A 20,962-nucleotide genomic window follows, 5' to 3' on the forward strand; every position below is an offset into this window, starting at 1 on the left:
ACAGAGAAATAGAGGAAGCAAAAAAACGAGAAACACCGCAGGCAGCGCCACACGCTCAGCCGCGCGGATGGTGCTGCGCATGCAGCGCCTTGAGGCGCTCACGTGCCACATGGGTGTAGATGGTGGTGGTCGAAATGTCGGCATGCCCCAGCAGCAGCTGCACCACCCGCAAATCGGCGCCGTGGTTGAGCAAGTGGGTGGCAAACGCGTGGCGCAGCGTGTGCGGCGACAGCGGCACGGTGATGCCCGCCACCTGCGCCCATTTCTTGACGATCACCCAGAACATCACGCGGGTCATGCCCTCGCCGCGCTGGGTCACAAACAGGTCTTCGGTCTGCTGCCCGCCCAGAATGGCGCCGCGCGCCTCCTGCAGGTAGCGCTGCAGCCAGCTGCGGGCTTCTTCACCAAAGGGCACCAGCCGCTCTTTGCTGCCCTTGCCCATCACGCGCAGCACACCTTCGTTGAGCCCCAATTGAAAGGTCTTGAGCGTGACCAGCTCTGTCACGCGCAGGCCGCTGGCGTACATCAGCTCCAGCATGGTGCGGTCGCGCAGGCCCAGGGGGTTGCCCAGGTCGGGGGCGTTCAGCAGCGCCTCCACATGCGCTTGCGACAAGGTCTTGGGCACCCGCAGGGGCTGGCGGGCGGCCTGCAGGCGCAGTGTCGGGTCTTGGGTGATGCGCCGCTCGCGCAGCGCCCAGTGAAAGTACCGGCGCAACACCGTGAGCCGCCGGTTGGCCGAGGTGGCCCGCGTCTGCTCGTGGCGCGCGGCAAAGTAGCCGTTCAGGTGCGCCTCTTCGGTGGCGTCCAGCGCCAGCGGGGGCTGCTGCTGCGCCAGCCATTGGGCGTACAGCGTCAGGTCGCGCCGGTAGGCCGCCAGGGTGTTGCGCGAAAGGCCGTCTTCCAGCCACAAGGCGTCCACAAAGGTATCGATGGCACTCAGGCTGTCGTCAAGCATCTGAAAACGATAGCACGCGAAGCGGCAAGGGATGTCCTGCATAACCCTCGCGAGGCGGTGATAGTGCGGGCCGGGATGGGCCACAAGGCGTCTTTTTGCAGCCAATAGCCGTGCTATTGGCAAGAAAAGCAACGCAGTGGACCGCCCGAAGCCGTGCTGTCACCGTCCGCAGAGAGTTATGCAGGACATCCCTCTCTCATGAAAAAAGCCGCGCAGGCATGGCCAGCGCGGCTTTGCAGAAGAGGACCCATCAGGCCGATCAGTCGAGCGTCAGCTTCTGCTTGGCGACCACTTCCTTGTACACGCTGTACTCGGCCTTGATTTGCTCGGCAAACTGCTCTGGCGTGTTGCCCACCACCAAAGAGCCGGTGTCTTCGATGCGCTTTCGCACGGCCGGGTCTTCCAGCGCCTTGCGCACGGCGGCATTCACCTTGTCCACCACTTCCTTGGGCAAGCCCTTGGGGCCCAGGATGCCGTAATAGGCCATGCGGTTCACAGGCTCCAGCCCCACTTCCTTGAAGGTCGGCACATTGGGCAAGGCTGCCACGCGCTGGGGTGCGGCCACCACGATGGGCACCAGGCGGTTTTCCTTGATGAAGGGCAGCGCGGAGGGCAGGTTGTCAAAAATCATGGGCACCTGGCCCGCCACCGTGTCGTTCAAGGCCGGGCCTGCACCGCGGTAGGGAATGTGCGTCACGAAGGTGTTGGTCAGGCTCTTGTACAGCTCCATCTGCAGGTGGCCAATGCCCCCGGTGCCTGACGAAGAGTACGAATACTTGCCCGCCGATTTCTTCAGCTCGGCAATGAAGGCCTTGTAGTCCTTGGCCGGAAAGCTGGGGTGCACCGCAATGATGTTGGGCGTGGCCGCGATGTTCACGATGGGGGTGAAGTCGGTCAGCGGGTTGTAGGGCGTCTTGGGGTTGATGGCCGGATTGGCGGCCGTGGTCGACACCGTGGCAATGCCCAGGGTGTAGCCATCGGGGGCCGACTTGGCCGTTTCGTTGGCACCCACGATGCCGCCGCCACCCGCCTTGTTTTCCACGATGACGCTCTGGCCCAGGGCCTTGCCCAGCGGGTCAGCGATCACGCGGGCAATGATGTCGGTGGTGCCGCCGGGGGCGAAGGGCACCTGCAGCTTGATGATCTTGTTGGGGTAGCTTTGCGCTGCGGCAGATCCTGCGGCAGCGGCCAGCGCCAGGGCCATCCAGTGGCGACGGTTCATTGCATGCTCCTTTGTGAGGTTTTCAAACACCCGCGATGTTATGCGCAATGAATCCCCCCACCGCCTGGGGATTACGCACAAGCGCCCGAGCCATCTGACGGCCACGCTGCCTGCCGCCCACGGGCGCAGGCGGCTTCAGTTATTCTCGAAACGTGAACTACGCCCAGCTCCTGATCCCCGATTTTTCGCTCATCCTGTTTGGCTACCTGCTGTGCCGGTACACCGCCCTCAATCGCTCCATCTGGCAGCCGGTAGAGAGCCTGGTGTACTACCTGCTGTTTCCGGTGCTGCTGTTCCAGTCCATCGTCAAAAGCCCCATCGATGTGGGCGCGGCCTCCAGCCTGATCGCGGCGGGGCTGCTGTCGGGCGTGGCGGGCATTGCGCTGGCGTATTCGCTGCCCCACTGGCCCTGGCTGGGCCGCTTCATCGACCGACGCGACCACGCGGCCAGCGCGCAGATTGCGTTTCGCTTCAACTCTTTCATTGGCCTGGCGATTGCCGAGCGGCTGGCAGGCACGCAGGGCCTGCTGATGATTGCGGTGCTCATTGGCGTGTGCGTGCCGCTGTTCAACGTGGCCGCCGTGTGGCCCATGGCGCGCCATGGTGGCCAGGGCTTTGTGCGCGAGCTGCTGCGCAACCCGCTCATCCTCGCCACGGCCTCAGGGCTGGTGGCCAATTTGCTGGGGTTTCGCATCCCCGGCTGGCTGGAGCCCACGGTGAGCCGCATCAGCGCAGCGTCGCTGGCGCTGGGCTTGATGGCAGCGGGTGCGGGCATGCAGTTTGGCCTGCTCAGCCGGGGCAAGGTGCTCACAGCCTCGGTGCTGGCCATCCGGCATTGGCTGCAGCCGCTGATCGCCTGGGGCCTGGCGCTGCTGTTTGGCCTCAACGCTGTGCAGACCACGGTGCTGCTGGCCTTCTCGGCCCTGCCCACGGCATCGACTTGCTATGTGCTGGCCGCCCGCATGGGCTACAACGGGCCGTATGTGGCGGGGCTGGTCACGCTGTCGACCGTGCTGGGGGTGGTGAGCCTGCCGTTTGCGCTGGGCTTTTTGCGCTGAACCCGCAGCGGCGCGGGGCCCATCGGCAGCCCCGGGGCAAAGCGCTACTTATTTGATAGCTTCTAGCGCTTATTAGATAAGCACTAGAGGCATAAAACACTTAAAAAAATTTGGCATCACGCCTGCGCCAGCGCCCAGGCCACATGCTCGCGCACCAGCGCGCTGGGGTCTTGCGCGCGCAGCGCCAGGGCGGCGCGCAGGTCGGCCGCACCCGTCTGGCGCAGGGCATTGCCCAGGGCTACGGCCACGTTGCGCAGCCAGCGCTCGTGGCCAATGCGGCGGATGGGGCCGCCCTCGGTCAGGCGCAAAAAGGTGGGCTCGTCCCACGCAAACAGGTGCACCAGTTGCTGGCCCGACAGGCCCTTGCGCTCGTCAAAATCGGGCAGGCGGCTGACCTGGGCAAACTTGTTCCACGGGCACACCAGCTGGCAGTCGTCACAGCCATAGATGCGGTTGCCCATGAGCGGGCGCAGCTCCAGCGGGATGGCGCCCGCGTGTTCGATGGTCAGGTACGAAATGCAACGCCGCGCATCCACCCGGTGCGGCGCCACGATGGCCTGCGTGGGGCAGGCATCGATGCAGGCGCTGCAACTGCCGCAGTGGGCCGTCACAGGCTCTGTGGCGGGCAAAGGCATGTCCACATAGATTTCGCCCAGAAAGAAGGTCGAGCCCGCCTCGCGGTTGAGCACCAGCGTGTGCTTGCCGCGCCAGCCCTGGCCGCTGCGGGCGGCCAGCTCGGCCTCCAGCACGGGGGCTGAGTCGGTGAACACGCGGTGGCCGAACGGGCCCACCGCCTCGGCAATGCGGTCACTCAGCTTTTGCAGCCGGGCACGCAATACCTTGTGATAATCGCGCCCCCTGGCGTACATCGAGACAATGCCCTCACCGGGCTGCTGCAGGCGCTGCAACTCCATCGCCTGCCAGCCGCCCGCCTGGGCCACGGCTGGGTGGTGGTCGCGCCCCTGGGGCAGGTAGTCCATGCGCGCGGTGATCACGCTCACGGTGCCGGGCACCAGCTCTGCGGGCCTCGCACGCTTTAAGCCATGTGCGGCCATGTAATGCATGTCACCATGGAACCCTTGCGCCAGCCATTGCATCAACCCAGGCTCTGACGCGGACAAATCCACCCCGGCCACGCCGATTTGGGAAAATCCCAGCTCGCGGGCCCACTCCTGCATTTGAGGAACGAGTTGACTGTTGCACCACATACCGGCCAGATTGTAGAAAGCCCCAGCCCTGGCCCAGCCACATTCGTTTGGCGCAGCGAAGAAGACACCGCCGCCTGGGCCCAGCAGCTGGCCGCGCAGCCTGCGCTGGCCCATGCCTTCGTCACCCTGCACGGCGACCTGGGCGCAGGCAAGACCACGCTGGTGCGCCACCTGCTGCGCGCCCTGGGCGTGCAAGGCCGCATCAAAAGCCCCACCTATGCCGTGGTGGAACCCCACGAGACAGCGCAGCTGGCCATCTGGCACTTTGACTTCTACCGCTTTGACGACCCACGTGAGTGGGAAGACGCGGGGTTCAGAGACATCTTTGCCAGCCCGGGCCTCAAGCTGGCAGAATGGCCTGAAAAGGCTGCAGCGCTGACCCCGACTGCGGACCTTGCTATCACCATTGAAGCAATGGACGAGACCGAAAGGAAAGTCACCCTGCACGCAGGCACCGCCACCGGGCGCAGCCTGGTGCAAGGCCTGACCCACGGATGCAGCCAAGGCAACAGCCCAGGATGGAGCCAAGGACCGAGCGCATGACCGCTGACGCAAGCATGGACCACCCCGCCAAGACGGACAACGCCTACACCCCCAACCGCCGCCACCTGCTGCAGGCGGGCAGCTTGGTGCTGCTGCTGGGCACCCAGCAGATTGCACGCGGCGCCACCATCCTGGCGGTGCGCGTGTGGCCCGCGCCCGAGTATTCGCGCGTCACCATCGAATCCGACACCAAGCTGGTGGCCAAGCAGTTCTTTGTGACCACGCCGCCGCGCCTGGCGGTGGACATTGAAGGCATCGACCTGAGCCCCGAGCTGCGCGAGCTGGTGGCCAAGGTCAAGCCCGACGACCCGAACATCGCAGGCATCCGCGTGGGCCAGAACGCCCCCGGCGTGGTGCGCCTGGTGGTCGATTTGAAGCAGGCCGCACAGCCGCAGGTGTTCACCCTGCCGCCCATCGCGGCCTACCAGCACCGCCTGGTGTTTGACCTGTACCCGGCCGAGCCCGTGGACCCACTGGAAGCGCTGATTGCCGAGCGGCTGCGCGACGCGGGCACCCCAGGCCACGGCGGCGACAAGACCGCCGCAGCACCTGCGCCAGCGCCTGCCAAGGCGGCAGAGCCCGCCGACCCGCTGGGCGACCTGATCGCACAGCGCAGCAACCGCCCTGGCCCCAGCGCAGCACCCTCTGCTGCCGAGCCTGCAACCACCACCGCCGCAGCCCCCGCCCCTTCCAACGTGGCGACCAACCGCGCTGGCGGGCGCGCCACGGCCACGCAGACCGACCGCATCATCATCGTGGCGCTGGACCCCGGCCACGGCGGTGAAGACCCCGGCGCCATCGGCCCCGCAGGCACGCGTGAAAAAGACGTGGTGCTGCGCGTGGCCCACCTGCTGCGCGACCGCATCAACGCCACCACCGTGGGCGGCAACCCCATGCGCGCATTCCTCACCCGCGACGGCGACTTCTTCGTGCCCCTGGGCACGCGGGTGGAAAAAGCCCGGCGCGTGCAGGCCGACCTGTTCGTCAGCATCCACGCCGACGCCTTCACCACCCCGGCCGCACGCGGCGCCAGCGTGTTTGCGCTGAGCCAAAGCGGGGCGTCGAGCACCGCCGCCCGCTGGCTCGCCAACAAAGAAAACCAGGCCGACCTGGTGGGCGGGCTGAACGTGCAAAGCAAGGACCAGCATGTGCAACGCGCCCTGCTGGACATGAGCACCACCGCCCAGATCAACGACAGCCTCAAGCTCGGCACCGTGCTGCTGGGCGAGATTGGCAACATCGGCAAGCTGCACAAGCCCCGCGTGGAGCAAGCCGGGTTTGCCGTGCTCAAGGCCCCTGACATTCCCAGCGTGCTGGTGGAGACCGCCTTCATCAGCAACCCCGAAGAAGAGGCCCGCCTGCGCAGCAGCACCTACCAGCAAGAGCTGGCGGATGCGCTCATGCGCGGCATCACCCGCTACTTCGCCAAGAACCCGCCGCTGGCGCGCAGCCGGTCGGTGTAACGCTCCCTGGCCTGGGGGCACAGCCTGAGGAGCCTGTCGCGCTTCAGGCCTGTCTTCCTACAAGCTCCCATTCCGTTGGCCGACGCGGCAAACGCCGCGCCTGCGCCACAGTCTAGGCATGGGCTGCTGCACCGCAGCGGCTCAAGAAAAAGGTTCTCACCCAACCCCATGCCAAAGGAGCACACCATGCTGCAATCTCGTCACTGGATCGGGCTGACCGCCCTCACCGCCGCCCTGGCCCTGGGCGGCTGCGCCTCCAACCCCACCAATGCACAAATCGGCACCGGCGTAGGGGCTGCGGCAGGCGGCGTGGCAGGCCATGTGCTGCTGGGCGGCCCCCTGGGCACCATTGGCGGGGCCGCAGCGGGCGCCCTGGTGGGCCATGAGATTGGGGAAGACAAGGACCAGCGCCAAAGACGCCGCTGATCCGAAAAATCTCTAAAAAATAGCTGCTATCGCTTGATTAGCAAGCGCTGACAGCTATTTAATTGATAGCAAAATCAATCAGGCCGTTGCCTTGGATGTGCGGCCCGCACGCCAGGCACCAAAGATGGCAATCAGACCAGGCACAAAAATCATCGCCCAGATGATCTTGTCCAGGTTCTCCTTCACCCAGGCAAAGTTGCCAAAGAAGTAGCCCGCCGTGGCAATGCCCAGCACCCACAGCAGCGCGCCGCCCACGTTGAAGGCCGTGAACTTGGCACGGCCCATCTCGGCCACGCCCGCCACAAACGGCGCAAACGTGCGGATGAAGGGCATGAAGCGCGCGATCACGATGGTGATACCGCCATAGCGTTCGTAAAACGCGTGGGCCTGGTCAAACGCCTTGCGGTTAAACCAGCGCGAGTCTTCCCACTGGAACACCTTGGGGCCAAAGTAACGCCCAATGCTGTAGTTGCACTGGTCGCCCAAAATGGCGGCGGCCACCAGCACGGCGCACGCCAGCGGAAAGCTCATCATCCCTGCGCCGCACAGCGCGCCCACGATGAACAGCAGCGAATCGCCCGGCAAAAACGGCATCACCACCACGCCGGTCTCCACAAACACGATCAGGAACAGCAGCGCATACACCCACATGCCGTAGGTCTGCACAAAGGCCTCCAGGTGCTTGTCCACGTGCAGGATGAAGTCGATCAGAAAGGTCACTATTTCCATGGGCTGGCCTTGAGGGCTTTGAGCGGGTTGAGGGGGCTTTGGGTTCAGCATGCATCCCAATGAACTGTTCACTGAGAGCAGTCGAAGCGCTGCGCAAGGTTTCGACAAACTCAACCCGAACGGATATTTCAAGTTCTAAGAATCTGCTCAATAAAAAGCAGGGCGCATTATCGCTATCGCCCTGTAACCAAATCCCCACCAGAGCGACGCCTAAAATCCGTCCGGTGAACCCAACCGACTCCACCACCGACGCCCCCCTGGCCTCGCGCCGTCCCATCCGTGACCTGCCCGACGAACTCATCAGCCAGATTGCGGCCGGTGAAGTGGTGGAGCGCCCCGCCTCGGTGGTGCGCGAGCTGGTGGACAACGCCCTGGACGCCGGGGCCACGCAAATCACCGTGCGGCTGCTGGCCGGTGGCGTGCGGTTGATATCGGTCGAGGACGACGGCCTGGGCATTCCCCCCGAGGAGTTACCCGTGGCGCTGCGCCGCCATGCCACCAGCAAGATCACCAACCTGCACGACCTGGAAACCGTGGCCACCATGGGCTTTCGGGGCGAGGCGCTGGCGGCCATCAGCTCGGTGTCGGAGATGGCCCTGCTCTCGCGCCCGCCCACGCAGGCCAGCGCCTTTTTGCTGGACGCCCGCAGCGGCGAGCTGCGCCCAGCCGCCCGAAGCCAGGGCACGACCATTGAGGTCAAAGAGCTGTTCTTCTCCACCCCCGCCCGCCGCAAGTTCTTGAAGACCGACGCCACCGAGCTGGCGCACTGCATTGAATCGGTGCGCCGCCACGCGCTGGCACGGCCCGATGTGGGCTTTGCCATCTGGCACGAGGGCAAGCTGGTGGAGCAGTGGCGTGCCACCTTTGTCCCCGGCGAAGGCAACCCGCAAGACGCGCTGGCCCGCCGCCTCTCAGACGTGCTGGGCGAAGACTTTGTGCAGCAGTCCGTCACCGTGCAGCACCGCGTGGGGCCCGTCACCGTCACTGGCCGCGCAGGCCTGCCCGATGCCGCCCGCTCGCGGCCCGACCACCAGTACTGCTACGTCAACGGCCGCTTTGTGCGCGACAAGGTGCTCACCCACGCCGCCCGCGCCGCGTACGAGGACGTGCTGCATGGCCACAAGCAGCCCATCTACGCGCTGTATGTCGAGATCGACCCCGCCCGCGTGGACGTGAACGTGCACCCCACCAAGATCGAGGTGCGCTTTCGGGACAGCCGCGAGGTGCACCAGGCCGTGCGCCACGCGGTGGAAAACGCCCTGGCCGCGCCCCGTGCTGCGGCATTGGCAGCCGCCAACGCCGCGCAAGCCGCTGGCGAAGGTGCGGCACCTGCGGCCCACACTGCAGACTTAGAACAAAAAAGGCCTCTAGCGCCCGCCTGGCAAGCGCAAGCAGCTATGAAATTTGAAGAACGTGGCCACCGCGTGCAAGACCTGCAGGCCCTGTGGGCGCCGCGCGAAACCCCTCCAGCAGCGGCACCCGACGCTGCGCTGGGCGGCCTGTGGGCGCCCTCGGCGCAGCCTGCGGCCGTGCAGCCCGGCGAGGCCACGGCCCATGGCACCGCCGCAGCCTCAATGGCTCTGCCCCCCAGCTCAGCGGGTGGGGCCGTGAACAATGCCTCAGGCGATGCGCCCCCCAGCGAGGCCATGGTGTGGCCCGAGCAGCGCGGCGACAACGCATCTGCCTGGCCGCTGGGCCGCGCCGTGGCGCAGCTGCACGGCGTCTACATCCTGGCCGAAAACGCCCAGGGCATGGTGATTGTGGACATGCACGCTGCGCACGAACGCATCGTGTACGAACGCCTCAAGGCCCAGGTAGACAGCGGCGCCCGCATTGCCAGCCAGCCTCTGCTGATCCCCGCCACCTTTGCCGCCACGCCGCAGGAAGTGGCCACGGCCGAAGAGTCTGCCGAGGTGCTGGCCACGCTGGGGCTGGAGGTGGTGCCCTTCTCACCCAAAACCCTGGCCGTGCGCGCCGTGCCCACCACGCTGGCGCAGGGTGATGCCGTGGAGCTGGCCCGCAGCGTGCTGGCCGAGCTGGCCGCACACGACGCAACCACCGTGGTGCAACGCGCCCGCAACGAAATCCTGGGCACCATGGCCTGCCACGGCGCCGTGCGGGCCAACCGCAAGCTCACGCTGGACGAAATGAACGCCCTGCTGCGGCAGATGGAAACCACAGACCGATCGGACCAGTGCAACCACGGCCGCCCCACCTGGCGGCAGTTGTCGATGAAAGAGCTGGACGGGCTGTTTTTGCGCGGGCGCTGAGCCAGCGCGCCAGCCCCTCCCTGTTCGCGCCAACGCACACCTGCCAGCTGTCTAGCCAGCTCAGGATTCGCGCATTTTCGCGAAGGCCGCCAGCTTCTCGTACTTGCCGCTTTCTTCGGCCATGAAGCGGGCGATGTCTTCGCGCCCTGTGGCCAGCACCATGCCGGCGTCTTCCAGTTTCTTGCGCACGACGGGGTCTTGCAGCGTGGCTTGCAGGTGGCTCGCCAGTAGCGCGGTCACGTCGGCGGGCAGGCCCTTGGGGGCCATCAGGGCGTACCAGCCCACCAGCTCATAGCCCTTGAGGGGCGCAAACTCCGTCATCGCAGGCACCTGGGGCAGGCTGCCCAGGCGCTGGGTGCTACTCACGGCCAGCGCGGTGATGCGGCCGCTGCGGATGAAGGGCATGGCCGAGCTGGGCGACAGCACGGCAAAGTCCAGGCTGCCACCGGCCAGGTCGCTGGTGAGCGGCGCCACGCCCCGGTAGGGAATGTGCGTCATGTACACGCCCGCCTTTTGCTTGAACAGCTCGCCCGCAAAGTGCAGCGTGGAGCCCACGCCCGAGCTGCCGTAGCTGTATTTGCCCGGGTTGCGCCGCAGCAGGTCCAGCAGCTCAGGGATGGACTTGATGCCCGTGTGCGGCGCCGCCGTGAGCACCACCGGGGCGGTGGCCATCATGCCGATGGGGGTGAAGTCCTTGAGCCCGTCGTAGCGCTGCGCGGGGTTGACCATGCGCGTGCCCACCAGCTCGTTGCTGGAGCCGACCAGCAGCGTGTACCCATCAGGCGCGGAGGTGGCCACGCGCTGCGCGGCAATCGCGCCCGCAGCGCCGCCCTGGTTGTCCACCACGGCCGTGGCCTTGATGCGCGGGGCCATGGCATCGGCCAGCACGCGGCCAATCAGGTCCACCGAGCCCCCGGCGGGGTAGCCCACCACCAGCTTGATGGGCTTGGAGGGGTAGGCCTGCGCATGCCCCGGCAGGGCCAGCCCGGCGGCGCCCAGGGCGGCCAGCGCGCGCAGCACGTCACGGCGTGATGAAGAGGTGCCGTGGAGTACGTCGGCAGAGGTGAGGAAGTCGTTCATGGTCGTGGCTCGCAGAAGGGAAGATGGAAAAGAGCGTCAGGCCGCCGCGTTGGCCGCCAGGAAGTGCTCGGTGAGCTGCACCCAGTACGAGGCCGCCACGGGCAGGATGCGGTCGTTGAAGTCGTAGCCCGGGTTGTGCACCATGCAGCCGCCGGTGCCATGCGTCTCGCCCACGCCGTTGCCCACGATGAGGTAGCTGCCCGGGCAGGCTTCGAGCATGAAAGAGAAGTCTTCGCTGCCCGTCAGAGGTTGCAGGTTGGAGATAAGAGCCTCCTCCCCCAGCCAGTCCACCACCACCTGGCGGGCGATGGCAGTGCAGGCGGGGTCGTTGACCAGCGCGGGGTAGCGCCAGCGGTACTCCACCTCGGCCTCAGCCCCCAGCGCAGCGGCCTGGGCATGGGCCAGCGCGGTGATGCGCTCACGCAGCTGCTGGCGCACCTCGGGCCGGTAGGCGCGCACCGAAAGGCGCAGTTCCACCTCGTTCGGAATCACGTTGGGCGCATCGCCCGCATGGATGGCGCCCACGGTGACCACGGCCATGTCGCGCGGGTCCACATTGCGCGACACCACGGTTTGCAGCGCCAGAATCAAATGGGCCGAGGCCACGACCGGATCCCACGACAAATGGGGCGCCGAGCCGTGCCCGCCCTTGCCACGCACCTTGATGATGACGGTGTCAGACGACGCCATGAACGAGCCCGGCATGAAGCCAAACTGCCCTGCCGGAAAGCCCGGCATGTTGTGCAGCGCAAAGATGGCATCGCACGGAAACAGCTTGAACAGGCCGTCTTCCACCATCTTGCGCCCCCCGCCCAGGCCCTCTTCTGCGGGCTGGAAGATCAGGTGCAGCGTGCCATCAAAAGACCGCGTCTGGGCCAGGTGGCGCGCTGCGGCCAGCAGCGTGGCGGTGTGCCCATCGTGCCCGCAGGCGTGCATCTTGCCCGCGTGGCGGCTGGCGTAGGGCAGGCCCGTGGCCTCGTGGATGGGCAGCGCGTCCATGTCGGCCCGCAGGCCCAGGCGCTTGCTGCCCTGGCCCACACGCAGCGTGCCCACCACGCCCGTGCCGCCCAGGCCCCGGTGCACCTCGTAGCCCCAGGCGGTCAGGCGCTCGGCCACCAGGTCGCTGGTAGCAAATTCTTCAAAAGCCAGCTCGGGGTGGGCGTGGATGTGGTGGCGCAGGGCCACCATCTCGGTCTCCAGCGCGCGGATGCCGGGCAGCACGGCGGTTTGCAAAAGGTCTTGGGTCATGCGGCGCAGTCTAGGCAGCGCCTGGCAGCGGCAGAAGACCAGCATTGCTTGGCCCGACAAGCTGCGCCATGCCCCTGCAGACCCAAGGCACAGAAAGTGCATCATCCCAGGCATGGACGCCACGCGCACGCCCCCTCACCTGTCGATGAAGCTGCACCAGATCCGCTACCTGGTGGCGCTGGCCGAGTGCGGCAGCGTGCGGGCCGCAGCGCGCACCCTGGGTGTGACGCAAGCCGCCGTGACCCAGGGCCTGCGCGAGCTGGAAGAGGCCCACCGCCTGCCCCTGTTCCAGCGCCACAGCAGTGGCATGGTGCTCACGGCTGCGGGGCAAGTGCTGCTGCGGCACGCCCAGCTCGTCACCGGCCAGCTAGAGCAAGCCGAGGCCGAGATGGCCGCGCTGCGCGACCCACAGGCCCACATCCGCCTGTCTGTGGCCGTCACCCCATGGATTGCCCACAGCCTGCTGCCCCCGGTGCTGGCCAGCTTCCGTGCCGAGCTGCCCCAGGTGCGGCTGGAGCTGTTCGAGGGCCTGTCGGCCGTGGCCCTGCCCCGCCTGCGCGAGGGCAGCATCGACCTGCTGATTGGCCGCGTGCCCACCGGCAGCGCCGCACAAGACCTGCATGCCACGCCGCTGTTTCGCTACGAGGCGGCCGTGGTGGCGCGCACCGGACACCCGTTGGTGCAAGCCCGGTCGCTGCACGATTTGCACGACTGCGACTGGCTGCTGAACTACACGCCCAGCGAAGAAAGCGCCATTTTCGAAAAGCTGTTTTTGCGGCACGGCATCGCGGTGCCCACCCGGCGCATCCACCTGGTGCACTCGGCATCGCTGCTGCTGCACCTGGTGGCGCACAGCGACATGGTGTCGTTTTGCCCCTGGCCGCTGATAGAGACCGAAGGCCCCCACGGCCGCATCACGCCGCTGCGGCTGCAGGAACCCTTTGAGCCCCACACCGCCGGAGTGCTACAGCGCGGCCACGGCCCCCTGCCCTTTGCAGCGCAGCGGTTTGTGGCGCACCTGCTGCAACAGGTGCACGCCTGCCAGCACACGGCCGACCCGCAGTTGCAGCGAGTGTTCCGCTCGATCGACGTGCTGGATTAGGAACCTGCACAAAGACAACGGCCATGCAGGCGATGGGCTTGCATGGCCGTTGGTGCTGCGTGCCGCGCTGCGGCACGCGCTCATCCGGTGCCCGGTATCAGTTGTCCCGCGCAGCCTTGGCCGTGTCGGCAAAGTCGCTGAACACGCCGTCCACCCCCAGGTTGAAGAACAGCTTGTACTCGGCCTTGGGGTCGCCCTTGAAGTCCGAGGCCAGGCGCTTGGCTTCGTTGCGGAAGGTGTAGGCGTGCACAAACAGGCCGGCGGCGTGGGCGTCCTTGACTACCGAGGTGGCGGGCATCATCACGCGGTCGCGCTCGTCGATCTTGCCGTCGCCGTTCAGGTCGTCGGCCTTGCCATCGTTGTTGGCGTCCACTTGCTTGGAGGGGATCAGGTACGGCTTCCAGGGGCCAATGCCGTCAGCGTAGGTCTTGACTTCCTTGAGGCCTGCGGGGGTGAGCAGGCTGGCGAAGGTGCGGGCATCACCGGCCACCGCAAAGTCGTAGGGCTTGTCGTACGGGGCCACCAGCGACATGGTGCCATTGGGGTTCACATCGTCGGCATCGACCAGTTGCACCAGGCGGATTTGTGTCTTGGTGCGCAGGTACTTGAGGTTGGACACCTCAAACGACTGCACGATCACTGGCGAAGCCTTGGTGGTGTAGCCATATTTGGCCAGGATGGTGAGCAGGCGGTCTTCCAGCGGCAGGCCCAGCTTGGCGTGGAAGGTGGGGTGCTTGGTCTCGGGGTACACGCCCACAGTGCGGCCCGCTTTGGCACCTTCGGTCTTGGCCAGGTCCAGCACTTCTTCCAGGGTCGGAATCAAGAATTTGCCGTTGTACGACTGATCGCGGTCCGACAGGGGCTGCACGGCGCGCAGGGTCTTGATTTCGGCCAGGGTGAAGTCCGAAACAAACCAGCCTTCTTCTTCCACGCCATCGACCACCTTCTTGGTCTTGCGGCTGGCAAATTCAGCGCGGGTGGAGACATCGGTGGTGCCCGTGATGTTGGGCTCGTGGCGGGCGACCAGCACGCCGTCCTTGGTGGCCACCAGGTCGGGTTCGATGAAGTCGGCGCCCATGTCGATGGCGAGCTTGTAGCCCTCCAGCGTGTGGTCAGGCCGGTAACCGGCCGTGCCCCGGTGGCCAATCACCAAAGGGGTTTCGCCATTGAGTGTGGGGTAGCTGGGGCTGTCGTTGCCGCCGCAGGCCGCCAGGGCCAGCGCGGCGGCCAGGGCCAGCGCAGCGGGCCGAATGCCATGGGGAATGCCCCGGGCAATGTCTTTGGAAATGCGATCGATGTAGGTGTGCATTGCGGTTCTCCTCGTTGTATGTGATCCCAGCGGCGCACTGTGGGCCCGCCTTGTGACAGCGCCATGACGGTGTGCCAGCCGTGTCATATGCCAGACATACCCACAGCATCAAAGCACCAAAACAGAGCAAAAACAGAGCAAAAACAGAAGGCAAAAGCACCAAAACAATGCAATTGGTCTATCGAATCACCAAGTCTGTGCATTACCTTATGACGGTTTGACATAATTTGGTGCGCAGCGCCTTGCCTGTTGTTTTGATGCAGAAAGCCTTTTCCGACATGAAATACGAATCCGTGGACAGCTTCCTCTCCCAGGTCTCTCTTCGCAATCCGGGTCAGCCCGAGTTTCTGCAAGCTGTCACAGAGGTGATGGAAAGCCTGTGGCCTTTCATCCAGAAGAACCCCCGCTACGCTGAGCACGGCCTGCTGGAGCGCCTGGTGGAGCCCGAGCGCACGGTGATGTTTCGCGTGTCGTGGGTGGACGACCACGGCAGCGTGCAGGTCAACCGGGGCTACCGCATCCAGCACAGCATGGCGATTGGCCCCTACAAGGGCGGGCTGCGTTTTCACCCCTCGGTGAACCTGTCAGTGCTGAAGTTTCTGGCGTTTGAGCAGACCTTCAAGAATGCACTGACCACCCTGCCCATGGGCGGCGGCAAGGGCGGCAGCGACTTTGACCCCAAGGGCAAGAGCGCGGGCGAGGTGATGCGGTTTTGCCAGGCCTTTGTGACCGAGCTGTACCGCCATGTGGGCCCCGACACCGATGTGCCCGCAGGCGACATCGGCGTAGGCGGCCGCGAGGTGGGCTTCATGGCAGGCATGTACAAAAAGCTGGCCAACAACGCGGCCAGCGTGTTCACCGGCAAGGGCCTGTCGTTTGGCGGCTCACTGATCCGCCCCGAGGCCACGGGCTACGGCACGGTGTACTTTGCGCAAGAGATGCTCAAGACCCGTGGCCGCTCGTTTGACGGGCTGCGCGTGTCCGTCTCTGGCTCGGGCAATGTGGCGCAATACGCGGTGGAAAAGGCCATGGAGCTGGGCGCCAAGGTGATCACGGTGTCGGATTCGAGCGGCACCATCGTGGACGAAGACGGCTTCACCCCCGAGAAGCTGGCCATCTTGATGGACGTGAAGAACCACCACTATGGCCGCGTGAGCGACTACGCAGAGCGTACGGGAGTGAAGTTTGAAGCGGGTGTGCGCCCCTGGCATGTGAAGGTGGATGTGGCCCTGCCCTGCGCCACCCAAAACGAGCTGGACGCCAACGACGCCAAGCTGCTCATCCAAAACGGCGTGCTGTGCGTGGCCGAAGGCGCCAACATGCCCTCGACCATCGAAGCGGCCAAGGCCTTTGAAGCCGCAGGCGTGCTGTATGCCCCCGGCAAGGCCAGCAACGCCGGCGGCGTGGCCACCTCGGGCCTGGAGATGAGCCAGAACGCGGCCCGCCTGTCGTGGCCGCGCGAAGAAGTGGACGCACGCCTGCTGCAGATCATGCAGGGCATTCACACCGCCTGCCTGCGCTACGGCCAGCGCGCCGATGGCAGCGTGAGCTACATCGACGGTGCCAACGTGGCGGGCTTTGTGAAGGTGGCCGACGCCATGCTGGCCCAGGGCGTGGTGTAACGCGCAGCCCTCAGGGCCGCTAAGCAAGGGGGCTACAGGAACCTGTTCCAAGCCCCCTTTTTCATTTGGCCGACCACTCCAATGCCAGTATGCTGGCCGACAGTCTCCCGCCTGAGGCCAAGAACACCTTCATGGCCCCGGCGGTGCAACCCGTGAAGGAACACAGCGCATGGAAATCTTCAACTTCCTGAACCTCATGGTCGAGAAGGCGGGCTCGGACCTGTTCTTCAGCGTGGGCGCGCCCGTCAACGTGAAGATCGAGGGCATCACCCATCCGCTCAAGATGCCCGCGCTGTTGCCGGGCCAGGTCAAGCAGCTGGCGTACTCGATCATGAACGAGCGCCAGATCAGCGAGTTCGAGGCCAAGCAGGAGATGAACCTGTCCATCTCGGCAGAGAACCTGGGGCGCTTTCGGGTGAATGTGTTTGTGCAGCGCGGCGAGACCGGCATGGTGGTGCGCTATATCAAGAACAAGATTCCCCCGCTGGCCGCCCTGGGCCTGCCCCCGGTGCTGGAGAAGCTGGTCATGCTCAAGCGCGGGCTGGTGCTGGTGACGGGCGCGACGGGTTCGGGCAAGTCCACCACGCTGGCGTCCATGCTCAACTTCCGCAACGAGAACACCACGGGCCACATCCTCACCATCGAGGACCCGCTGGAGTTTCTGCACTCGCACAAGCTCTCGGTGGTCGACCAGCGCGAGGTTGGCATCGACACCCAGTCGTACGAAGAGGCGCTGAAAAACGCGCTGCGCGAAGCGCCCGACGTGATCATGATCGGCGAGATCCGCGACCGCAACACCATGAAGCAGGCCATTGCCTATGCCGAGACCGGGCACCTGTGCCTGTCCACCCTGCACGCCAACAACGCCAACCAGGCCATGGAGCGGGTGATCAACTTCTTCCCGGAAGACGCGCACCACCAACTGCTGATGGACCTGAGCCTGAACCTGGCGGGCGTGGTGTCGCAGCGGCTCATCCCCGGCCTGCAAGAAAAGCTGGTGCCTGCGGTCGAGGTGATGCTCACCTCGCCCTACATTGCCGACCTGATTGGCAAGGGCGAGTTCTCGGGCATCAAGGAGGCCATGGGCCACAGCACCGAAATCGGCATGTGCACCTTTGACCAGGCGCTGTACAAGCTCTACACCGAAGGGCGCATTGCCCTGGATGAGGCCCTGCACAACGCCGACTCGCGCACCGATCTGGCGCTACGCGTGCGCCTGGCGGCAGGGGTCAACACCTCGGACGCCGGGGATTTGACCATTGAGCCCACATCGCCCCAGCACCGGGCTTCGCAGCATTTTTGATGCGTCTGCAGGTGTGAGCCCGCAATACCCGTTCGGGCTGAGCCTGTCGAGGCCAGGGCGCCCCCCAAACCGCGTAGGTCGGGTTAGCCCGCAAGGGCGTAACCCGACGCCCACAGGGCGCGCAGCACTGACGTCGGGTTACGCTGCGCTAACCCGACCTACACGGCTGGTCCTGAGAACCTTCGTGGCAGAACTTTCTGCCCCCGGGCCGACTCAGTCGCTTTCATGAGACGCACGCCCCTCTTCATCGCCCTGGCCGCCGCCGTGACCATCACCGCTGGTTGCGCCACGCTGGACGCCAAGCAGCGCGAATGGATCTTCCAGCCCAGCGACCGCAGCTGGGGCGGCGCCCAGTCCACCGAAGACATGCAGGACATGTGGATCGAATTCCAATCGACCACCACCGGCCGGGCCGAGCGCCTGCACAGCCTGTGGATGCCGCAGCCGCGCGCCGGCGCGCCCGTGCTGCTGTACCTGCACGGCGCACGCTGGAACGTGGCGGGCTCGTCTGGCCGCATAAGGCGCATGCACGAGCTGGGCTTTTCGGTGCTGGCGATTGACTACCGGGGCTTTGGCAAAAGCAGCGCGGGCCTGCCCTCCGAGGTGACCGCTGCCGAAGACGCCCGCGCCGCCTGGCAGTGGCTGGCGCAGCAGCACCCCGATGCGCCCCGCTACATCTTCGGCCACTCGCTGGGTGGCGCCATCGCCATCGAGCTGGCCCGCAGTGTGGACGACGAACGGGGCACCCTGGTGGAGGGCACCTTCACCAGCATCGCCGATGTGGTGAGCACCTTCCGTTGGGGCTGGCTGCCGGTGTCGCCCCTCATCACCCAGCGCTTTGAATCGGTGCGCAAGGTGGCAGACATTGGCTCGCCCCTGCTGGTGGTGCACGGCAGCGAGGACACCCTCATCCAGCCCGCACTGGGCCGCAAGCTGTTTGAAGCCGCCCAGGAGCCCAAGCAGTTCATCCTGGTCGAAGGCGGCTCGCACCACAACACCAACGCCGTGGGCCAGGGGCAATACCGGCAGGCGCTGGCCTCGCTGTTTCAGATCAAAGCCCCCTGAATCGAGCGGGCATCCACCCGTCCGCAGAGGGATTCTCCAGCCTCCCCATCTGGTACCCTCAGCCGGTTATGTCTGCCCCTTCTGCCACCGCAGGCGCTGCGCCGCTCACGCCTGCCACGCCGCCTTCGCCCACCCCCGGCCTGGCCATTCTGGTGCTGGCCCTGCTGCTGAGCATTCAGCCCGTCACCACCGACCTGTACCTGCCCGCGCTGCCCGCCCTCACCCGCGACCTGGGGGCCACCGTGGCCGCAGGCCAGCTCACGCTCAGCGCGCTGCTGCTGGCCTTTGGCTGCTCGCAACTGGTGTGGGGCCCGCTGTCTGACCGCTTTGGCCGCCGCCCGGTGCTGCTGGCGGGCCTGGGCATTTACACCGCCGCCTCGGTGGCCAGCGCCCTGGCGCCCAGCATGGGCATGCTGATCGTGTGGCGCGTGCTGCAAGGCGCGGCCATGGGCGCCGTGGTGATGTGCGCCCGCGCCATCGTGCGCGACCTGTACACGCCGCTGACCGGGGCACGCGCCATGTCCAAAGCCCTGACGGGGCTGGGCGTGGTGGCCTGCCTGTGCGCGCCGCTGGGCGGCATGCTGGCGCAGTGGCTGGGCTGGCGCGCCGCGCTGCTGGCCCTCACGGCCTACGCCGTGGGCACGCTGGCCCTGGTGGCCCTGCGCATGCCCGAAACCGTGCAGCACAAAAACCCGCAGGCACTGCAGCCCGCCACCCTGCTGCGCACCTGGCGGCAGGTGCTGGGGCACCCCACGTTCTGGGCGTTTTCGCTGCTCACCAGCGCCACCTATGGCGGGCTGTTCACCTTTTTGGCCGCATCGTCGTTTGTGTTCATCGAGGTGCTGCAGCTCACGCGCACCGAATATGGCTGGATGCTGCTGTCCACCAGCGCGGCGTATTTTGTGGGCACCTTCTTGTGCCGCTATCTGCTCGCGCGCCTGGGGCTGCGCCGCACCGTGGCGGTGGCCGGGGGCATGAGCCTGCTGGGGGGCTGCGGCATGGCACTGGTGGCACTGGCGGGCTGGCACCAGCCCGTGGCACTGCTGGCGCCGTTTTACCTGTTCATGCTGGGCCACGGCATCCACCAGCCCTGCGGGCAAACGGGCTCGGTCGGGCCGTTTCCGCAGGCGGCGGGTGTGGCCTCGGCCCTCAATGGTTTTGTGATGATGCTGGCCGCCTTTGCCACGGGCGGCTGGATTGGCGCCCACCTCAACGGCACCATCTGGCCGCTGATCTACGGCGTGCTGTTTTGGTCGGTGGTGCTGGGCACCACGTCCTGGACTTTGGTACAAAAATTTGGAGAACCGCGACATGCTGCCTGAACACCTGCCCAACATTGCGCTGGCAGGCCCCACCGCCTCGGGCAAAACCGCCGGGGCGCTGGCCCTGGCAGCGGTGCTGGGGCGGCGCATGCCGGTCGAGATCATCAGCGTGGACTCGGCCCTGGTCTACCGGGGCATGGACATTGGCACCGCCAAGCCCACGGCGGCAGAGCGTGCCGCCGTGCCCCACCACCTCATCGACATTCGCGACCCGCTGCAGGCCTACAGCGCCGCCGAGTTTGTGCAAGACGCCACCCGCCTCATCGCCGAGATCCGCGCACGCGGTGCCCTGCCCCTGCTGGTGGGCGGCACCATGCTGTACTTCAAGGCGCTGATCGACGGCATTGACGACATGCCCGCCGCCGACCCCGAGGTGCGCGCCCAGCTCGAAGCCCAGGCCCAGGCCATTGGCTGGCCCGGCATGCACGCCGAGCTGGCCAAGGTAGACCCCACCACCGCCGCGCGCCTGGCGCCGGGCGACAGCCAGCGCATCCAGCGTGCGCTGGAGGTGTGGCATGTGTCGGGCCAGCCGCTGTCGAGCTTTCACACTACAAAAAAAGGAGCTGCCAGCGCAAGCGCAGCAAGCGCTACAGCCCTTTTTTCTTTAGAACCCGACAACCGTGCCTGGCTGCACGAGCGCATAGCCCAGCGGTTTGACGCCATGCTGGCCGCAGGCTTTATGGACGAGGTGCGCGCCCTGCGCGCACGCGGCGACCTGCATGCCGACCTGCCATCGATGCGCTGCGTGGGCTACCGGCAAGCGTGGGACGAGCTGGACTACCAGGCCCGCAAAGGCCCCGACGCGCCGCTGAACATCGCCCACTTCCGCGAGCGCGGCATCGTCGCCACGCGCCAGCTGGCCAAGCGCCAGGTGACCTGGCTGCGCAGCATGCCCGAGCGCCACGCCATCGCCTGCGACCACCCCACCGCCGTGGCCTCGCTGGTGCAGGCCGTGCTGCAGCGGCTGGACCAGCCCCAGTCCCCCAAAACCAACCCCAACCCCGCCGCCGCTTGACGGCCTGCGCGCCAGCGTCAAC

18 protein-coding genes are annotated in these 20,962 nt (G+C 66.3%); 11 read left to right on the forward strand and 7 right to left on the reverse strand.

Features of this window, described 5'->3' with window-relative positions:
- Positions 1-55: 55 nt before the first annotated feature.
- Both xerD and CLU88_RS09320 read right to left on the reverse strand, forming a co-directional pair.
- Positions 56-955 (reverse strand): site-specific tyrosine recombinase XerD, encoded by a 900-nt coding sequence (gene xerD / locus CLU88_RS09315; RefSeq protein ID WP_099656350.1) that lies wholly within the window; start codon positions 953-955, stop codon positions 56-58.
- A gap of 259 nt (positions 956-1,214) precedes the next feature.
- The gene (locus tag CLU88_RS09320) at positions 1,215-2,177 is read right to left on the reverse strand and encodes a tripartite tricarboxylate transporter substrate binding protein BugE (RefSeq protein ID WP_099656351.1); all 963 of its coding nucleotides are present in this window, start codon (positions 2,175-2,177) and stop codon (positions 1,215-1,217) included.
- 152 nt (positions 2,178-2,329) lie between these two features.
- Here CLU88_RS09320 and CLU88_RS09325 point away from each other — a divergent pair, with 152 nt between their 5' ends.
- Entirely contained in the window at positions 2,330-3,235 is a 906-nt protein-coding gene (locus tag CLU88_RS09325) for an AEC family transporter (protein ID WP_099656352.1), read from the forward strand.
- A gap of 116 nt (positions 3,236-3,351) precedes the next feature.
- Here the strand turns inward: CLU88_RS09325 and queG are convergent, their stop codons facing one another.
- Entirely contained in the window at positions 3,352-4,413 is a 1,062-nt protein-coding gene (queG, locus tag CLU88_RS09330) for a tRNA epoxyqueuosine(34) reductase QueG (RefSeq protein ID WP_099656353.1), read from the reverse strand.
- Between the two features lie 12 nt (positions 4,414-4,425).
- Here queG and tsaE point away from each other — a divergent pair, with 12 nt between their 5' ends.
- The 3 genes from tsaE (at position 4,426) to CLU88_RS09345 (ending at position 6,875) form a co-directional block, all read left to right on the forward strand.
- A complete protein-coding gene (tsaE, locus tag CLU88_RS09335; RefSeq protein WP_099656354.1) occupies positions 4,426-4,986 on the forward strand; it encodes a tRNA (adenosine(37)-N6)-threonylcarbamoyltransferase complex ATPase subunit type 1 TsaE in 561 nt (186 codons plus the stop codon).
- Positions 4,983-6,449 (forward strand): N-acetylmuramoyl-L-alanine amidase, encoded by a 1,467-nt coding sequence (locus CLU88_RS09340; protein ID WP_199173436.1) that lies wholly within the window; start codon positions 4,983-4,985, stop codon positions 6,447-6,449. Before tsaE ends, CLU88_RS09340 begins: the two co-directional genes overlap by 4 nt.
- 186 nt (positions 6,450-6,635) lie before the next feature.
- The gene (locus tag CLU88_RS09345; RefSeq protein ID WP_099658755.1) at positions 6,636-6,875 is read left to right on the forward strand and encodes a glycine zipper 2TM domain-containing protein; all 240 of its coding nucleotides are present in this window, start codon (positions 6,636-6,638) and stop codon (positions 6,873-6,875) included.
- Positions 6,876-6,953: 78 nt separating this feature from the next.
- Here the strand turns inward: CLU88_RS09345 and CLU88_RS09350 are convergent, their stop codons facing one another.
- Positions 6,954-7,604, reverse strand: a complete 651-nt coding sequence (locus CLU88_RS09350; protein ID WP_099656356.1) for a DedA family protein — start codon at positions 7,602-7,604, stop codon at positions 6,954-6,956.
- Positions 7,605-7,828: 224 nt separating this feature from the next.
- Here CLU88_RS09350 and mutL point away from each other — a divergent pair, with 224 nt between their 5' ends.
- A complete protein-coding gene (mutL, locus tag CLU88_RS09355; RefSeq protein WP_199173437.1) occupies positions 7,829-9,874 on the forward strand; it encodes a DNA mismatch repair endonuclease MutL in 2,046 nt (681 codons plus the stop codon).
- Between the two features lie 60 nt (positions 9,875-9,934).
- Here the strand turns inward: mutL and CLU88_RS09360 are convergent, their stop codons facing one another.
- Both CLU88_RS09360 and CLU88_RS09365 read right to left on the reverse strand, forming a co-directional pair.
- Complete coding sequence (locus tag CLU88_RS09360; protein WP_099656358.1) at positions 9,935-10,954, reverse strand: tripartite tricarboxylate transporter substrate binding protein; 1,020 nt, start codon at positions 10,952-10,954, stop codon at positions 9,935-9,937.
- Positions 10,955-10,990: 36 nt separating this feature from the next.
- Complete coding sequence (locus tag CLU88_RS09365; protein ID WP_099656359.1) at positions 10,991-12,202, reverse strand: M20 aminoacylase family protein; 1,212 nt, start codon at positions 12,200-12,202, stop codon at positions 10,991-10,993.
- On the opposite strand from CLU88_RS09365, the gene CLU88_RS09370 reads away from it, so the two are divergent.
- Positions 12,201-13,304 (forward strand): LysR family transcriptional regulator, encoded by a 1,104-nt coding sequence (locus CLU88_RS09370; protein ID WP_233205420.1) that lies wholly within the window; start codon positions 12,201-12,203, stop codon positions 13,302-13,304. The two genes, CLU88_RS09365 and CLU88_RS09370, sit on opposite strands and share 2 nt — an antisense overlap.
- 97 nt (positions 13,305-13,401) lie before the next feature.
- On the opposite strand, the gene CLU88_RS09375 is transcribed toward CLU88_RS09370, so the two are convergent.
- On the reverse strand, positions 13,402-14,613 hold the full coding sequence (locus CLU88_RS09375) for a glycerophosphodiester phosphodiesterase (RefSeq protein ID WP_233205421.1): 1,212 nt from the start codon (positions 14,611-14,613) through the stop codon (positions 13,402-13,404).
- Positions 14,614-14,891: 278 nt separating this feature from the next.
- On the opposite strand from CLU88_RS09375, the gene gdhA reads away from it, so the two are divergent.
- From gdhA to miaA, 5 genes are all read left to right on the forward strand, one after another.
- On the forward strand, positions 14,892-16,235 hold the full coding sequence (gdhA, locus tag CLU88_RS09380; RefSeq protein ID WP_099658758.1) for an NADP-specific glutamate dehydrogenase: 1,344 nt from the start codon (positions 14,892-14,894) through the stop codon (positions 16,233-16,235).
- Between the two features lie 169 nt (positions 16,236-16,404).
- Positions 16,405-17,538 carry a PilT/PilU family type 4a pilus ATPase gene (locus CLU88_RS09385; protein WP_099656360.1) on the forward strand — a complete coding sequence of 378 codons (1,134 nt, stop codon included), beginning with the start codon at positions 16,405-16,407 and terminating at the stop codon, positions 17,536-17,538.
- Positions 17,539-17,763: 225 nt separating this feature from the next.
- Positions 17,764-18,603, forward strand: a complete 840-nt coding sequence (locus tag CLU88_RS09390) for an alpha/beta hydrolase (RefSeq protein ID WP_099656361.1) — start codon at positions 17,764-17,766, stop codon at positions 18,601-18,603.
- 68 nt (positions 18,604-18,671) lie between these two features.
- Complete coding sequence (locus tag CLU88_RS09395) at positions 18,672-19,925, forward strand: multidrug effflux MFS transporter (RefSeq protein WP_099656362.1); 1,254 nt, start codon at positions 18,672-18,674, stop codon at positions 19,923-19,925.
- Positions 19,915-20,940 (forward strand): tRNA (adenosine(37)-N6)-dimethylallyltransferase MiaA, encoded by a 1,026-nt coding sequence (gene miaA, locus CLU88_RS09400; protein ID WP_099656363.1) that lies wholly within the window; start codon positions 19,915-19,917, stop codon positions 20,938-20,940. The genes CLU88_RS09395 and miaA overlap by 11 nt, the downstream gene beginning before the upstream one ends.
- The last annotated feature ends 22 nt before the right edge of the window (positions 20,941-20,962 follow it).

This window comes from Acidovorax sp. 56, from assembly GCF_002749705.1.
Lineage (GTDB): Bacteria > Pseudomonadota > Gammaproteobacteria > Burkholderiales > Burkholderiaceae_C > Acidovorax.

What these genes read in the sequence shown, in the direction of transcription:
- xerD (WP_099656350.1), bottom strand. Translation starts at nt 955, where the DNA reads ATGCTTGACGACAGCCTGAGTGCCATCGATACCTTTGTGGACGCCTTG.
- CLU88_RS09320 (WP_099656351.1), bottom strand. Translation starts at nt 2,177, where the DNA reads ATGAACCGTCGCCACTGGATGGCCCTGGCGCTGGCCGCTGCCGCAGGA.
- queG (WP_099656353.1), bottom strand. Translation starts at nt 4,413, where the DNA reads ATGCAGGAGTGGGCCCGCGAGCTGGGATTTTCCCAAATCGGCGTGGCC.
- CLU88_RS09340 (WP_199173436.1), top strand. Translation starts at nt 4,983, where the DNA reads ATGACCGCTGACGCAAGCATGGACCACCCCGCCAAGACGGACAACGCC.
- CLU88_RS09345 (WP_099658755.1), top strand. Translation starts at nt 6,636, where the DNA reads ATGCTGCAATCTCGTCACTGGATCGGGCTGACCGCCCTCACCGCCGCC.
- CLU88_RS09350 (WP_099656356.1), bottom strand. Translation starts at nt 7,604, where the DNA reads ATGGAAATAGTGACCTTTCTGATCGACTTCATCCTGCACGTGGACAAG.
- CLU88_RS09360 (WP_099656358.1), bottom strand. Translation starts at nt 10,954, where the DNA reads ATGAACGACTTCCTCACCTCTGCCGACGTACTCCACGGCACCTCTTCA.
- CLU88_RS09370 (WP_233205420.1), top strand. Translation starts at nt 12,201, where the DNA reads ATGCGGCGCAGTCTAGGCAGCGCCTGGCAGCGGCAGAAGACCAGCATT.
- CLU88_RS09365 (WP_099656359.1), bottom strand. Translation starts at nt 12,202, where the DNA reads ATGACCCAAGACCTTTTGCAAACCGCCGTGCTGCCCGGCATCCGCGCG.
- CLU88_RS09375 (WP_233205421.1), bottom strand. Translation starts at nt 14,613, where the DNA reads ATGCACACCTACATCGATCGCATTTCCAAAGACATTGCCCGGGGCATT.
- gdhA (WP_099658758.1), top strand. Translation starts at nt 14,892, where the DNA reads ATGAAATACGAATCCGTGGACAGCTTCCTCTCCCAGGTCTCTCTTCGC.
- CLU88_RS09385 (WP_099656360.1), top strand. Translation starts at nt 16,405, where the DNA reads ATGGAAATCTTCAACTTCCTGAACCTCATGGTCGAGAAGGCGGGCTCG.
- CLU88_RS09390 (WP_099656361.1), top strand. Translation starts at nt 17,764, where the DNA reads ATGAGACGCACGCCCCTCTTCATCGCCCTGGCCGCCGCCGTGACCATC.
- CLU88_RS09395 (WP_099656362.1), top strand. Translation starts at nt 18,672, where the DNA reads ATGTCTGCCCCTTCTGCCACCGCAGGCGCTGCGCCGCTCACGCCTGCC.
- miaA (WP_099656363.1), top strand. Translation starts at nt 19,915, where the DNA reads ATGCTGCCTGAACACCTGCCCAACATTGCGCTGGCAGGCCCCACCGCC.